At 53.5% G+C, this 15,180-nt stretch carries 9 protein-coding genes and 1 pseudogene; 1 reads left to right on the top strand and 9 read right to left on the bottom strand.

What is annotated here, in order from left to right; all coding sequences use genetic code 11:
- Positions 1-173: 173 nt before the first annotated feature.
- The 7 genes from ACE41H_RS06675 to ACE41H_RS06645 form a co-directional block, all read right to left on the bottom strand.
- Positions 174-1,778 (bottom strand): response regulator, encoded by a 1,605-nt coding sequence (locus tag ACE41H_RS06675; RefSeq protein ID WP_375354195.1) that lies wholly within the window; start codon positions 1,776-1,778, stop codon positions 174-176.
- Positions 1,775-3,631, bottom strand: a complete 1,857-nt coding sequence (locus ACE41H_RS06670) for a sensor histidine kinase (protein ID WP_375354194.1) — start codon at positions 3,629-3,631, stop codon at positions 1,775-1,777. Before ACE41H_RS06670 ends, ACE41H_RS06675 begins: the two co-directional genes overlap by 4 nt.
- 26 nt (positions 3,632-3,657) lie before the next feature.
- Positions 3,658-4,506, bottom strand: a complete 849-nt coding sequence (locus tag ACE41H_RS06665) for a carbohydrate ABC transporter permease (RefSeq protein WP_375354193.1) — start codon at positions 4,504-4,506, stop codon at positions 3,658-3,660.
- Positions 4,503-5,414, bottom strand: a complete 912-nt coding sequence (locus ACE41H_RS06660; RefSeq protein WP_375354497.1) for a carbohydrate ABC transporter permease — start codon at positions 5,412-5,414, stop codon at positions 4,503-4,505. Before ACE41H_RS06660 ends, ACE41H_RS06665 begins: the two co-directional genes overlap by 4 nt.
- 83 nt (positions 5,415-5,497) lie before the next feature.
- Positions 5,498-6,832: an ABC transporter substrate-binding protein gene (locus ACE41H_RS06655; protein WP_375354192.1), complete on the bottom strand. Its 1,335-nt coding sequence runs from the start codon at positions 6,830-6,832 to the stop codon at positions 5,498-5,500.
- Positions 6,833-7,027: 195 nt separating this feature from the next.
- On the bottom strand, positions 7,028-7,933 hold the full coding sequence (locus tag ACE41H_RS06650) for a hypothetical protein (protein ID WP_375354190.1): 906 nt from the start codon (positions 7,931-7,933) through the stop codon (positions 7,028-7,030).
- Positions 7,934-7,976: 43 nt separating this feature from the next.
- Positions 7,977-8,525, bottom strand: a complete 549-nt coding sequence (locus ACE41H_RS06645; RefSeq protein WP_375354188.1) for a YfiT family bacillithiol transferase — start codon at positions 8,523-8,525, stop codon at positions 7,977-7,979.
- 219 nt (positions 8,526-8,744) lie between these two features.
- Between ACE41H_RS06645 and ACE41H_RS06640 the strand changes: the two genes are divergently transcribed.
- Positions 8,745-10,736: a methyl-accepting chemotaxis protein gene (locus ACE41H_RS06640; RefSeq protein WP_375354186.1), complete on the top strand. Its 1,992-nt coding sequence runs from the start codon at positions 8,745-8,747 to the stop codon at positions 10,734-10,736.
- 106 nt (positions 10,737-10,842) lie between these two features.
- On the opposite strand, the pseudogene ACE41H_RS06635 reads toward ACE41H_RS06640, so the two are convergent.
- Both ACE41H_RS06635 and ACE41H_RS06630 read right to left on the bottom strand, forming a co-directional pair.
- Positions 10,843-13,458 (bottom strand): annotated as a pseudogene (locus tag ACE41H_RS06635) (DUF5695 domain-containing protein); the annotation flags it as partial.
- Between the two features lie 253 nt (positions 13,459-13,711).
- Positions 13,712-14,800, bottom strand: a complete 1,089-nt coding sequence (locus ACE41H_RS06630) for an RNA-guided endonuclease InsQ/TnpB family protein (RefSeq protein WP_375354184.1) — start codon at positions 14,798-14,800, stop codon at positions 13,712-13,714.
- Between the last annotated feature and the right edge of the window lie 380 nt (positions 14,801-15,180).

The raw sequence follows: 15,180 nt of genomic DNA, 5'->3' as shown, positions 1-15,180 counted from the left end.
TGCAAGGAGAAAGTGATAACAGAAGAGTTGGAAGAAAGAAGCGGAAGCTGATAGGGCAATTGCACCAGCTAGCCGCATGCCTTTCGCTAGAATAAGATAAATGCACTTTAAGATTCCTATGTGCATATAATCCCATTTTTCTAGAGCATCCGCAAGCACCTTATTATCCATGCCTAACCAACTTCAGACGGACTTTTGCCGGTAAGCATCTTGAACACCTGGCTGAAATAGGTGGCGTTTCGAAATCCCGTCATCTCGCTCACCTCATACACCATGTAATGTCCCGATTGCAACAGCTCCATCGCCCTCTGAATCCGGTATCCATTGAGATAGCTTACGAAGTTCTCTCCCGTAACCCGCTTGAACAGCTGGCTCAAATATTTGGGATGAACATACAGTCCCCGTGCGATGGCCTCGAAGCTGATCTCTTCCGCATAGTGCTCCTCCACATACTGCTTCACCTGGGCTACGAGCTTGTTGCTCTTCTTCTCGGCCGTCTCTTTCCGTGTCTGCTCCAGCCAGCATTCGATAATGCCATCCAGCCAGCCAATCAGATCCGGCAGCGCATGTTTAAGCTGAATTCCCCTCAGGAATTCACTCATCGTCAGCGGAGGGTCAAGCCTCGGGTATCGCCGGTTCCAGCTATGGATCAGCGTGTTGAACAGACTCATAGCCACCACCTGCACATCCTGAATGCTGGAGCCGCCCCCTTCCTCCAACAGGGCACGAATACGCCGCCATGCCTCCTTCGCCAGATCAGGCCGCATTTCGGCCCATGCTTCATTCCACTGCTGCAGCTGTATGGAATAATCGGGAGCTTCCGGCTCCGTCCACCCGGATGCCTCATAGCAGTACACACGGCTTCCCCCCTGGAATTCCGCCGTTTCCAGGGCCTCCCGGCTCTCCAGATACGAATCCATCAGCTCGCATAGATGAGCCTTGCAGGTTCCGACGCCAGCGCTCATTTCCATTTTGAGGTACGTAAATATCTGATCGATCATGTGCTGAAGCAGCGGCTCCAATGGCTCCGGCGGACAGTCGCCCTCAAGCAGTACCAGCACGAACACCTGGTCCGAGTAATCGAGCACCTCGATATGCCCCTCTGCCATCTTTTGCGCGTACCCCTGCACAGTCTCCCGGATAATATCCGCCGCTCCATAGCGAAGCAGCTGCCAGTCCCGCTCCTTCAAGCGTGTCAGGAATTCGGGACGATTGAGCTGCAGGCTGACAGCAAGCACGCGCTCGGGTCTACGGAGTCCCACGTAATCCATACGCTCTGGAGACAGCTCCTCCTGCCGATAACGCGTGGATAACAACTCGTGCAGAAACTGCTTTCTCAGATAGGGAAGCATGCGTCCGATCTCCTGCCTGTAGGTCCGCTCCAGCCTCTCGTGCCGCTCGCGCACGTCCTGCTCCAGCAGTACCTCGCGCAGCACAGCCTCAATCTCCTCCACTTCGGCAGGCTTCAGCAAAAAATGATTCACACCCCAACGCATCGCCGCGCGGGCATTCTCGAACTCGTCATAGCCGCTCAGGATGATAATCGGCAGATGAGGGTGATCACGCCTCAGCGTCTGTGTAATCTCAAGCCCTGTCATACCGGGCAAGTATACGTCTGTCATAACCAGATCAGGCTGCACGTGATGGAACAGCTCCAGCGCATCGACACCATTTGAGGCTGTCCCTGCAATGCACAGTCCAAGGGATGACCAGTCAATGTGGTCGGTCAGGGCCCGGAGCATATGCGGATCATCATCAATCAGCATAATGGTCTTCATGCACTCTCACCACCCAGCCAAAGATTCAACTGCTCCTCATTATCGATACGCGGCAGCGTGAGGGTCACCTGCACGCCGCCCGATTCAGCAACCCCCAGCAGAACACCATACGCCGTTCCGCAATACAGCTGAATGCGCTGATGCACATTGCGCACACCAATGCCGCTGGCCTCCTCCAGCTTCCATCCCTCCGGCAGTCCCTGGCCGTTATCCGTGATGCGAATGATCACTTTGGATTGCGGCCCGCCGGGTTCTGCCCGTATCTCCACCCGGATACGCAGCACTCCCCCGGCGGGATGGCCGTGCATGACGGCATTTTCAATGAAGGGCTGCAGAATGATTTTCGGAATGTAGCAGCCGCGCACACGCGGATCAATCTGTTCCTCATAATCGATGGAGAAAGGCAGACGCTCCTCTTGAATGCTGATGTAACAGCGGGCATGCTCCAGTTCATCCCTTACGCGGATAAACAGCCTGCCCCCGCTCAGCCCGATGCGCAGCAGCTTGCTCAGCTTTACGATCATACGGCTGATATCGCGGGCTTGATAATCCATGGCGCGCCAGTGGATCATATCCAGCGTATTGTATAGAAAATGCGGTTTGATTTGCGCCTCCAGCAGCCCGGTCTGGGCTTCCCGTTTCGCCCGGCTTTCCTCGCGAACCTGATCCAGCAGCCCGGTCAGCCGGGAGGCCATATGGTTGAAGCCATTCGCCAGATGGGCATATTCCTCGGTAAAGGACAGCTCGATGCGCGTGTCGAAGTCTCCGCCTTCCAGCTGCCGCATGTGTTTGATCAGCTGCCTTAAGGGCCGTACGATGCCGCGTACGAACAGCCATGCGAGCACAGCCGAACACATCAGTCCCAGAATGGCCACCCCCAGAACCTGCCATCCCGCCGATTTGACCGGAGTCAGCAGCGTGTGTACGGGAATGATCTGTATCAGACGCCACTGCAGCATGGCAGGCCGGGAATAGAGAACAAGCCGCGAGCCGCCCGGACCGGACACCACCTCGAACCCGTCCTCGCCACGCGCTGCGTGTTCCTCAAGCCAGGCCTGATCGATGACGGGGTCCGGCTCCCTGCCGGCTGCCAGCTCCGGGTCCGGCGAATCGGTAGAACTGCCGGCCGTTCCTGCCATGCCCGTTCCACCCATCTGCATGATGACGCTGCCCGCCGTATCCACGAGCAGCACCTGCCCGTCCAGCACAAAAGGCAGATCGGCAAACCTGCGCACGATGTCCTCACGGCTTAACCGGATCAGAACAAACGCCATCGTGCGGCCGCGACTGTCGAAAATGCGCTGGGCATACCCGATCAGCGAATGGCCCGATACATTCTCCTTCAGCGGCACCCAAGCTGCGTCCGCCTGCTCCAATGTGCCAAACCAGGAATCGGCAGCGATCGTATCCACAGGATAGATGCCATCTGCTGTCGTTACCGTCACACCGTTGAAGGCATCGGTGTACAGCTCCACGGAGGTGATGCCCTCACTTACCACCACGGTATGCTCCAGTATTTTGGCAACCTCACGCCGCTGGTGAATCTGCGTCAGCCTTCCGGCCCCGGTCGTTTCCAGCAGGTCCGACAGCTCGCGGTTGCTTGCCAGGGAATAGGCCGTGCCCGTCACGTTCGTGATGAAATCAAAGCCCCGCCGCGTGCTCTCGTTAAGGAGTGCCAGACGCGCCTTGCTGATCTCCGTAAACGTCACTGTGGAGAACGACTGGTAGGCAAGCCACACGATCACAGATACGAGCAGCAGATTAAACGCAATAAAGCAAGTCACCATCAATGTGGTGAGCTTGCTTTGCTGCAGCTTTTGGCGGATGAACAAGGACCAGCTTCGTACCCTCATGCGGAATCCCTCGCTTCGTCTTGGAATTAACCTTTGAGCCCGGAGGTCGCGATGCCTTCCACGAAGTATTTCTGACATACGATAAAGACGATAAAGCAGGGCACGAGTGAAAGGACGGACATCGCGAACATCGGTCCCCAGTCAGATTGGGAACTGGAATCAAGGAAAAGGCGCAGACCTAACGGCACCGTATACTTGCTTACATCGCTGAGATAGATCAGCTGACTGAAGAAGTCGTCCCATGTCCACAGAAAGGTAAAGATCATCGTTGTCACCAGCGCCGGGAAAGCGAGCGGAAGGATGACCTTGGTATAAATGCGAACAGGGCCGCAGCCGTCAATCGTGGCCGCCTCATCCAGCTCCCTGGGCAGCCCGCGGAAGAACTGTACCATCAGGAAAATGAAAAAGGCATCCGTTGCGAGCCATTTCGGCGCTACAAGCGGCAGATACGTATTAATCCATTCCAGGTGGTTGAACAGGATGTACTGAGGAATGAGCGTGACATGATGCGGCAGCATAATCGTCATCAGCATCAGGCCGAAGCCAATCGATTTGAAGCGAAAATCGAGTCTGGCAAAGGCATAGGCAGCCATGGAGCAGGAGATGACATTGCCCAGCACCGCCCCGAGCGACAGCATAACCGAGTTCGTCAGGAAACGGGAAAACGGATTGCCCTGAATCCCTGTCCAGCCGTTCATGTAATTGCTCCAGTTCCATTCCTGCGGCCAAAACCAAGTCTCCGTAAAAATCATATGTCCCGGCTTGAACGAGCTGCCGAGCATCCAGAGCACCGGATACAGCATGACAAAGGCAATGGCCGAAATCAGCACATGCTTCGTGACGATCCATGCCGTAGAGCTGCGTTGTCCGATCATGATTTTCCACCGTCCTCATAGTGCACCCACAGCTTGCTGCTGCGGAACACGAGCAATGTAAACACGCCGATCAGAAGCACGAGGATCCATGCCATGGCGGACGCATAGCCCATCTGGTAGAACGAAAATCCCTTTTTGTAAAGGTACAGGGAGTACATCAGCGTCGAATTGACCGGGCCGCCGCTGCCGTTGCTGACGACGAAGGCCTGCGTAAACGATTGGAACGACGTGATCAGTTGCATGACCAGGTTGAAGAAGATGACAGGTGACAGAATCGGCAGGGTAATGCTGAAAAAGCGCCGGACCGGTCCGGCCCCATCCACGGCAGAAGCTTCGTCATATTCCGGCGGAATCTGCTTCAGGCCTGCCAGGAAAATAATCATGGATGAACCGAACTGCCATACGGACAGCAGCACGATGGAATACAGGGCATATTTCGGGTTGGCGACCCAATCCGGCGCCTGGATGCCGATCATGGCCAGCAGCCCGTTCAGCAAGCCGTCGCCACCCAACATTTTGCGCCACAGCATGGCGATGGCCACGCTGCCACCGAGCAGTGTAGGAATATAATATACGGTACGGTAAATGCCAAGTCCGCGAATGCCTTTGTTCAGCAGCAGCGCCACCAGCAGCGCGAAGATCAGTTTGACCGGGACGGAGACGGCAACATAGGTAAACGTAACCTTCAGGGACTGGATGAACAACGGATCCGAAGTAAACATCGTAATGTAGTTGCTCAAACCGACCCATACAGGGGCGGTCAGGATACTGTAGTCGGTAAACGAAATATATAACGAGGCCGCCATGGGACCAAGCGTCAGCAGCAGCAATCCAATCAGCCACGGAGCGAGGAACAGGAGAGCTGCCCGGTTGTGGCCATATCTCCGTTTCACCCCCCTGGCCGCCATACGCTCGGCTTGCGTATGGCTGACCTGTGTTGCACTCATGTTATAACCTCCCGCTCATTTGAAGTCCGGACGTGTGCAAACCGTTACTTCCCTAAGGCAAGCGCCGCCTTGGCGTTGGCAATGAACTGTGCAATGACCTCCTGAGCGCTGCCCTGGCCGAATGCGATCTGCTCGCTTGCGGTCTTGAAGCTTGAATCCACTTCCGAATATCCTTGCGGGTATGGGGGATCAATCTCGCTGGAGTTTTGTGACACAATGTCGATAAATTTAAAAATCTCCTGCTCCGCGCCTGACAGCGAAGGCTGCAGCTGCTCACGAACGCTGGAATTGACAGGCACGCCGCGCTCCGAGCCCAGAATGGCGGTTGCTTCCGGATCATTCACCATAAAGTCGATAAACATGGCCACCTCTTTGGGATGCTTCGTTTTGGCATAACCGGAGATGAACTGGCCTGGCTTCAAGTATTCACCGATCTGCTGCTCACCCGCGCTATGGGGAATGACCTGGATCGCCAGCTTATGATCCTGATTTTTGTTGACCTGCTGGAATGTGAGCAACTGGTTCGACCAGGTAAACTCCATGGCAGCCGTTCCAAGAGAGATCGGTCGTGTCTCCAGCGCGCTGGTCGTGGAGGCCGTTACTTCGGCAGGGGTGGCCCCACCGTTCTCGCGGAGCGTACCCCACATGTCAAACCACTGCTGCAGTTCCTCGCTGGTTGCCGTCAAGGTTCCTCCATCAAACAGCCCCTTGCCCTTTTGGCGGATAAAAATTTCGAACATGTTGGTCGTTCCTGAAATGTCCACCGAGCCATAGAAGCCTTCGCCCTTGGCAGCCGCGATCTTGGCGGCAATCTTGCCAAAGTCCTCCCACGTCCAGCTTTCTTTCGGTTCCTCGATGCCCAGCTCCTTGAACAGCGTGGCATCGTAAATGACGCCAGGGGCGTTCACGCCAAGCGTGATGGCGTACAGCTTATCATCAACCGTCCCGGCCTTGAGCATGCTTTTGTCATGCTCCCCGGTACGCAGCTCCTTGCTTTCCGCATAAGGGGTCAGATCCAGCAGCGCACCGCGCCGGGCAAAGTCGGTCAAAAAGGCATAATCCATCTGCAAGATGTCCGGGGCGTTGGAGCCGGCGACCTGAGTGGTCAGCTTGTCAAAATAGCCATCCCAACCGGAGTATTCCGGTTTGATCGTAATGCCGGGGTGCTTCTCTTCAAACAGCTTGATGACTTTGGTCGTCAGATCATGGCGGGTCTGCGAGCCCCACCATGTCATGCGAAGCTCAATTTGATCGGCGGATTTCCCCTGGTTATTGCCATCGGAAGAAGACGACGAGCCGGAGGTTCCTCCCGAACAGGCTGTAGCGAGCAATAACAGGGATATGCAGCACAGGGCAACCCACTTTTTCATAGGCAGCATCAATGAATTTCCTCCCCTTTTCTTTTGTAATCGCTTACAAAAAATATTGTAGCGGGATTCCATCCCTGATGACATAAAGAAAAGTAAGCTATCCTGTCAAAAAAGTAAGGGGTTGCCCCTATGGCCGCAAGCGGCACATTTCTGTACCGCCTGCGGTTATACATCGCTTCTTGAGCCCGGGGATTGAGCCTATGTTCAATCTTCGATTCGGTTAAAGTTCCGTAGCGTTCTGAGCGCCTGCAGTGTAAGCACGCCTTGCCACTCTCTCCGGGCCTCCACCCATTCCTTTTCAAATTGATGCCAAGTCCAGTTCGGCTCCCACGAACCATCATCAGCCTGCTGATGAACAAGCAGGTCCAATTCGGCGGGAATGACTTCCGCATACTTTTTATAGTAAGGAGAAGCTGGAGAATGCACCACCTGCAGGGGATTTGCAACGTATCCTGTCCGTTCTCCGGTACGGCTGTCCACGCACCGATCCAGGAACTGCTCAAGTTTATCAGCTATCTTGCTTCCCTGTTCACTATCCAATCTTTCCGCCAAATGCAGGTAGCAGAACAATTCATGCATTTCGGACAGATCGCACTGATTCAGCAGGTACTCCATGGCATGATCGATCAATGGATTCAAACTCGCAAATTTAAAGACAGAGCGATAATCAATCAAAAAAGCAAGGATATCTGCATTGGGATTGCCCCAATGGTCTCTGAACACCCCATAATTCCACCAAACGGCTCTCGGATAGTTTTCAGCTTCCTTCGGGATCATGTCCCAGCCCTTTAACTCCGGCTGATATGTATCTTCAAGAAAATCCAGCGTATTCAGGATCATTTCTGTACGCAGCTCCGAGGGTTCTCCGATCTGCAATATCTCAAGGCCCCGTGTCGTTGCCAGCGCGGAAGATTCCGGGCAGCGGAGGTCCGGTTCCAGACCGTTCCCGAATCCGCCATCATCATTCTGATATGTCTTCAGTTCTGCAAGTACGGCATGAAAAGGACCGGACTCAAATTCATACTCAAACAGGCCCTTTTCCAGCCTCCTGGCCTTATGCTTCATAAATGCCGCAGCCTGCTCAAATCCGCTTTTGGTTAAAAATCCCATAAATAAACCTCCTCATTACAATTATGTCAGACAGTTAAAAGGATTATGATTTGGTTTTCCAGCCTTCACGGTCCGCCAAGCTTTGAATTTGCGCCGTATGATGCCTTACGTGCCAGGCGAATCTTTGCAAAGCAGCATCCAGCGTCATGCCGCCAAGCTGCTCGTTTCTGAAGGTTCTTTGATAATCTTCTTCACTGAGCGTACGCAGCAGCGCTGCAAAACGGGCATGCACCGCCTCGATAAGCAGCAGCGAAGCTTCCGCCCCCGCTGTATGATAATCTGCCCATTCGGCCCAGTCATCCTGCCGGTAGCCGGGGATGACCGGATTATCTTCAGTCAATCCGCGTCTGAAACGAACATACGCATTCATATTGTTGTCCGCCAGATGATGGATGACCTGCAGCACAGTCCAGCCACCTGGACGGTAAGGCGTTCGCAGCTGCTCAGGCGTCCACCCCTTCACAAGCTCCCGCAAAATTTGCGGCTGCTCTGCGATTTCCCCGATATACCGCTCCCGCTGCTCTTTCCCGGCCACAGGCACGTATTCAAACTTTCCGACAGGATACCGAAGCTCATCTGATGCTGGATTCATACTCTTTTCCTCCCCTTTCACACTTTCCTCCCTAGCAAGTATAACTGATCCGTTCACAAAAGACAGGCCGTCAGAGATAACAAAAACTTAACTCTACTAAATTTCCCTTCTAACAAAATGTAACAATATTGTTGAATGTAAATATACATATTTGAGGCCTCCAAGCCGATATTACTTACACATTGTGTTATTACAAACAGGTAAAAGGGGTCTATAGGTATGAAATCAATAACGAGAATGACACTGCATAAGAAACTGATGATCACCTTTATTATCGTCATGCTGATCCCCGCCGTGGCAGTAGGTGCTTTATCCTATAATTCCTCGGCACGCAACTTTGAGCAGCAGATGCTGGATAACGCGCAAGCCAATGTTGACATTGCCAACAAGATGGTGTCACAGCAGATCGGAAGCAAGACGGCGGATATTGAGCATTATGCGCAGCTGTTTAATGCTCAGGATGCTGCTGATCCGGAAGCATCCGGCCTGCGCGACAAGCTGGAGCTTTATCTGGCCACCCATTCGGAGGTGCAGAATTTCTTTATCGGAACGGAAAATCAGGATATTGTACGCGCCCGCGAGGATGCCTCTGACAGCAAAAGCGATCCGCGCGAACGGCCATGGTACAAGCAGGCTGCGGCGAAGCCTGGGCAGACCGTGATTTCTGCTGTTTCCATGAATTCGGACAATATTCCAGTGGTGTTTATCTCCCGCACCATTGCCGACGGACAAGGGGTACTCGGCTTGTCTCTTAACCTGAGCAAGCTGCAGGAGATGACCGATATTCAGGTAGGAAAGAGCGGATATATCCTCATCATGGACCAGAGCAAGCAGTATGTCACGCATCCGACCGAAGAGCTGGGCAAGGTCATTAATGCCGATTATGTAGATAAAATGTTTACTGCTGACGAGGATACATTTACATACAATTATGGCGGGCAGATGAAACAAATGGCCTTTTCCACCAATGAGCTTACCGGCTGGAAGGTGGCCGGAGCCATAATGAGCTCCGAAATCACCGATGCCGTCAAGCCGATCCGTAATACAACCCTGATCGTTATTATCGCTGCCATTCTTGTCATTGGCGTGTTGGCTACGCTGCTTATTCATTCGCTGCTGCAGCCGCTGAAGCGGCTGCAGCAGAATACGGAGCAGATCAGCGGGGGAGATTTGACAGTGCAAGTGGCTACCGCCCGAAATGACGAAATCGGGGAGCTGTCCCGCCATTTCCAGGGAATGGTCGATAACCTGCGCTCCATGATCCTGCAGGTGCAGGAGATGACGGACAGCCTGTCCTCCTCCTCTCAGCAGCTTGCGGCTGGGGCTGAACAGACTACTTCAGCCATTGAGCATGTGACACTCGCCATGCAGGAGGTGGCCTCAGGCACGGAGAAGCAGCTGATGACGATTCATGAAGGGGATGAGCGGATGCAGGAGATGTCCGCCGAGGTGGATCATATTTCTGCTTCCATGCAGCAGATGTCCGAGATTGCCGCCGCCTCCATTACACTTGCGGACTCCGGAAGCGAAGCGATCGGAGATGCTGTCATGAAAATGGACAGCATCCAGACGACCGTATCGGAGCTGGACAGTGTGATTGAAGATTTGAATACACGTTCGTCACACATCGGCAGTATCGTAGGCACCATCTCCGAAATTGCCAAGCAAACCAACCTGCTGTCCTTGAACGCGTCCATCGAGGCTGCCCGGGCAGGCGAGCACGGCCGCGGCTTCAGCGTTGTGGCGACAGAGGTCCGCAAATTGGCCGAGCTGTCCGCCCAGTCCGCACAGCAGATTACTGAGCTGATACACGATATCCAATCCGGTGTGGCAACCGCCACTGGCCGGATGGATGCGGCAAAAGAGCGCGTCGGCGAAGGTATTACGGCCGTGGATCTTTCCGGACGCTCCTTCTCCCGCATTCGCAAGTCGATCGGCAAGTCGGCGCAGCAAATCGATTCCATCGCTGTGGCTGCCGCCGAGCTCGCTCGGAATTCAACCACTGTCGTTCATGCCATGGAGGAGGTCGGCCGTCTTTCCCAGGAAACAGCGGGCAATTCGGAAACCGTATCCGCTGCGGCACAGCAGCAGCTTGCTTCCATGGAGGAGATCGGCAGCTCCGCCGCAGATTTGACCCGGATGGCCGAGCAGCTTCAACAGCTGGTTGCACGGTTTAAGCTGCATCCTTCCCACGGTAAGGCAGACCAATAATATTTATCATACAAAATCAAAGCCGTCCTCAGATAGATTGAAGGACGGCTTTGATCATAAATTAGGGTTTTGGAGATGATTTATCGGGACGTTTTAAGAATCAGCGCCGCAGTTCGATACTGTAGGCGTTTGCCGTCCCGATGCTCAGTTCGGCTACAGCCGCTTGTCCACTCACAACAGTCAGCCCCCCAGCCGCGTTACCGTTGATCAGGATATTATAAGATCCCGGCTGCAGTCCAGTGAGTGTCACTCTCGTTGTATGCGCTGTTCCGGGCGTGGTACTGGTTAGCGAGAAGCGGATATTGCTTTTGTCTTTGGCCACGGTAGCCGTCGTATAGATGTCGCGCTCCAATGACATGCCCAGCTTTTCCGTGATCAGATTCAGCTTCTGAAACACGCCATCCTTCGGAGTTACGACATAATTGCCCCCACTCTCACTCACCTCACAGCCATAACCATACAAGCCGAAGAGCGGGTCGACCACCACGTCAGCACTCAAAATTTTGATCGCGCCCCACAAGCCAAGATCGGCTTCGCCGGACATTCCCCGCCAGCCGTTGAATAACGGTCCGCCTCCAACGCCAAATGCCCCATAATTGCCTTTGGTCATTTGATAGGTCCAGGCCACCGCGCCGATATTGGCCGGGTCTGAGCTGATCTGCCCGGAGTTGATCGCGCTGAGGTTGCCAAGCTTGGAGGCATAGGTCAGGCGCTGCTCAATCTCCGGATTGGCGGAATGATTCCGCACCCAGTCGTCCATCGCATATCCCTGCAGAGCGACGGTGTACTGGAAGTTCCACCACGGTTCCCCGGTAATCGTAACCGGCACGGAGTAAAAATACCATAACGGCATATGCCCACGCGTGGCCCGCACTTTTGTGTTGATTTTCTCCTTCATGGTAAGGTTGTTGTTCATCTTCGCCAGCGTGTAGACGGATTCCTCGCCGGTATTGTCGTAGTTGTACTCCGACCCGTACGGGTACGTTGTATTTTTGAAGTTGTTGTATTTGGTTGCCATTTTACTCACAAGGTCGTTGGCCTGTGTCGTGTAACCCTCATCCCTTAGGGCCTTGATGATGTCAGGTGTCGTCATTTCGCCCATCAGACCGGTATTCCAGTTGTAAGCAACCGGACCATCGTAAAGGGCTTTGAAAATATTGTAGGCGCGCAGCAGGTAAGTCGTACGGGGTTGGATGTAACTAACCATGTTCGGGTACAGCTTGGCAATCTTGTACATGCTGAAATAGGTGTTGTACACGTGCGGATAAGCGTACCCCCGATAAGTTGGCGTCGTATTGGGCTCAGGCATTAAAAAGTCATGAATGAGATAGTCCGAATGATGCCCGTTCATCAGATTGGTCCAAATCGCCGTTTCCAGATACTTGTCCACTGCAGTGATTTCCGAGACGACCGGCTTCTGCACATTCTTCTCAGCCAGAAACTGGCCATGCGTATATCCCCAGTCGTCGCCCCAGCCCCAATATCCGTTAAACACGTTTCTGAGTGACTTGGTCTGCATCATCCAGTCATCGAAGACTTTGTCGCGCAGATCACCCGGCACATTCCACTGCTGCTTCTCGACCATAAAGGTCGCATGGCGCTGCAAAGCATCACCAATCGGCTCGATAGCGTAAAACTGCAGCACAGTTTTTTCGCCATTTCCGTAGTTGACGGTAATATTATTTTGACCCAGGCGGCTGAGCTGCAGCGAATACAAACGGTGACCCCCCGCCGCAGTACCAAGCGGAGTGATTGTCGTCTGGGAAGCATACTGCGCGGCGAGTGACGCAATCTGCTTATTCGTCCGCAGGCTGAACTTGGCGGTCTGATCCGTCGGCACGATCATGCCCGGGATGACGGTAACATCAATCATGCCTTCCCCATACAGCCTGTCTTTTACCGCCTGCTCATTCGCAGCTTTAAAAAATTTGAACGCATACGTTTTGCTTTCTCCAGGCGCCAGCACGAGGCTCGTATTTGGCAAATAACCGCGATTGGTGCTCTTGATCACATTGGAATGGATATAGAACACCGTCAAGCCTTCGGGCCAGCCGCCCTGGTCGGCCGCCCATGTGCTGCCAGAATGCTCTTCGATACGCCAGTTGTCCATATATTCAAAGCCTGCACCAGTGGAGGTGTCGGGCACCATAAGCAGTGTGTTCCCGATTCCGCTGGGCCGCTGAACCGTAATATAGGAATTGTTGTTGGCCACATTGGAGTGGGTAACGACCCGGGTTTCATAAATTTGTTCATTATTGCCCCCGGACCAATACTCATTGAACGGCAACGGCAGGCCGAAATCCCCGATTTCAAGGGGTTGTCCGCTTGTATTCGTCACTGTGATCGACCAGCGCAAATAATCGCTGACCAGAGAGTAGGATTCATCTACTTTAAAATTGCGAATGCCCTGCGCATTGCTGGAGTTTTGATAGGTCACGTTGACCGTGCTGCCATTCTGGCTCTGAGTCCGCCCGTCGGCGGAACGACTGCTCCAGGCTGTCGTCCATGCCCCATTATTCAGGCGGTACGTAAACATCAGCTCGCCCAGCCACTGGTGCTCAGATGTGTTTTGCTGCGGGGCGTTGCTGGCATTCATCACATAGTTGGTCGGGAAGCTGTCACCGACAATCTGCAGGTTCGTAATTTCTCCATAATTTCCGACCGTCACCCGAAAGTTTCCATTAGAGAGGTTGTAGACGGCTGCTTGTTTGAATTCTCTCATACGCTGTTCCCCCTTCATCTAATTCGCAATGACCAAAACAGCTCGCTCCTTCGAATTCATCCGATGCTGTAAACCACCCCCTTTAAGGAAGTAGGTAAACGTTTTCGTGAATGTTCCCACCGCCTGAAGAGGAGGGGGCTTCTTGTTTCGACGATCGCTGCCTTTCTGTAGGAAAGGTCTGACTGGATCTCCACAAGCGTTCGATGCGGCACGCATCCCGTTCGGGGCAAACCCTCCCTACGGTCTCGGTCCATCACGCTACGATGTTCAAAGCCCGCTGCAAAATGACTCGGGCCGAAACGATGTCTCGATCCTGCACCAGTCCGCATTCTTTGCATTCATGAAGCCGGATCGCCAACGTTTTGGGAACATCCGCACCGCATATGCAGGTTTGCGATGTGCCGTGGGCGGGCACTTGTACGAGTCGCTTCCCCTGTCTTGCGGCTTTATACGACAGATATGTGATGAACCTTCGCCATCCGGCATCCGAGATGCTTTTGGACAGTCGGCGGTTACGCATCATGTTCTTCACCTTCAGCTGCTCTACCGCAATCAGATCATGTCCCTGAACGATGCGATGCGATTGCTTGTGCAAGAAATCTTTTCGCTGCCGTGCCACTTTCTGGTGGATGTTCGCCACTTTCCGTTTGGCCTTCTGCCGATTGCGGGAACCGCGCGCTTTGCGGGATAGCTGCCGATGGGCGCGTCTGAGCCGTTTCTCCGATTTTCGCAGATACCGTGGGTTCTCTACCTTCGTCTCATCGGACAGCGCCGCAAACGTGTGTAACCCAACGTCGATGCCCACAGCTGTTTCCGCCGTCTGGTCGGCTTCTGCTGTCTCAATGTTCACACCGATCCCCATGATCCATCCGTCTGCATGCCGCTTTACGTTGATTTGCGTCACATTCGCCCGGTCGAACGGACGATGTATACGCAGACGAACAAAGCCGATTTTGGACAGATAGACGTATCCATCCCGGGCGAAAGTCTTGCCTACCGCACCAGGCTGAGGATATGTAAAGGAGAGATATCGGTCGGCGGACTTATAGTGAGGAAAACCCGCATCGCCGCGAAAGAACCGCTGATAGGCATCATCCAAACGCCGCAGGCAATCTTGTAACACTTGCGAATGAACTTCTTTATATTCGGAAAATTCCTTCTTGAAGGCAGGCAATTCATTTTGCTGCTTGGCGTAGGTGACGGTTTTGCCCTCTTGATTGTAGACGATATCCCGTTGCTCCTTCGCCCGATTGTACAGCTTCCGGCACAAGATCAACGTTCGAATCATGCGTTCTTCCTGTTCGGGGGTCGGGTAGAGGCGAAATTGATACGTGATTTGCACGAAGAGTCACCGCCTTAATGGGAACGTATATTCCCATCATACCACACAATCATTCGACTAGGAAAGCGCCGCCTCATACAATAGATAAGTGCATTTAGGCTTCGCCTAGCCGAGATTTATCCCCTCCTCAAAGTTTTGTGAGCGCTGCTTCCTGAATAAGCTTCGAACAAAACTCGCTTCGGAAGCATAGGCTCAGAGGAAGCGGACTTCTCACGGAAACATGTTAAATCCTGAACGCGTCCTCCTCTCTACAAATCTATTATATGGAATTATCTAAGATTGGAAATGAATACCTGTCCTACTCCGCTCATGGTGATTTCCCTTCCAAATAGATGCTTGACGAAAAGCCTGAGGCGAATTTACTCTATGAATTGAAGTTA

This window comes from Paenibacillus enshidis (assembly GCF_042136365.1).
GTDB classification, from domain to species: Bacteria; Bacillota; Bacilli; order Paenibacillales; family Paenibacillaceae; genus Paenibacillus; species Paenibacillus enshidis.
Note: the sequence above shows the minus strand (reverse complement) of the source record. Positions and strands in the feature narration are given on the sequence as shown.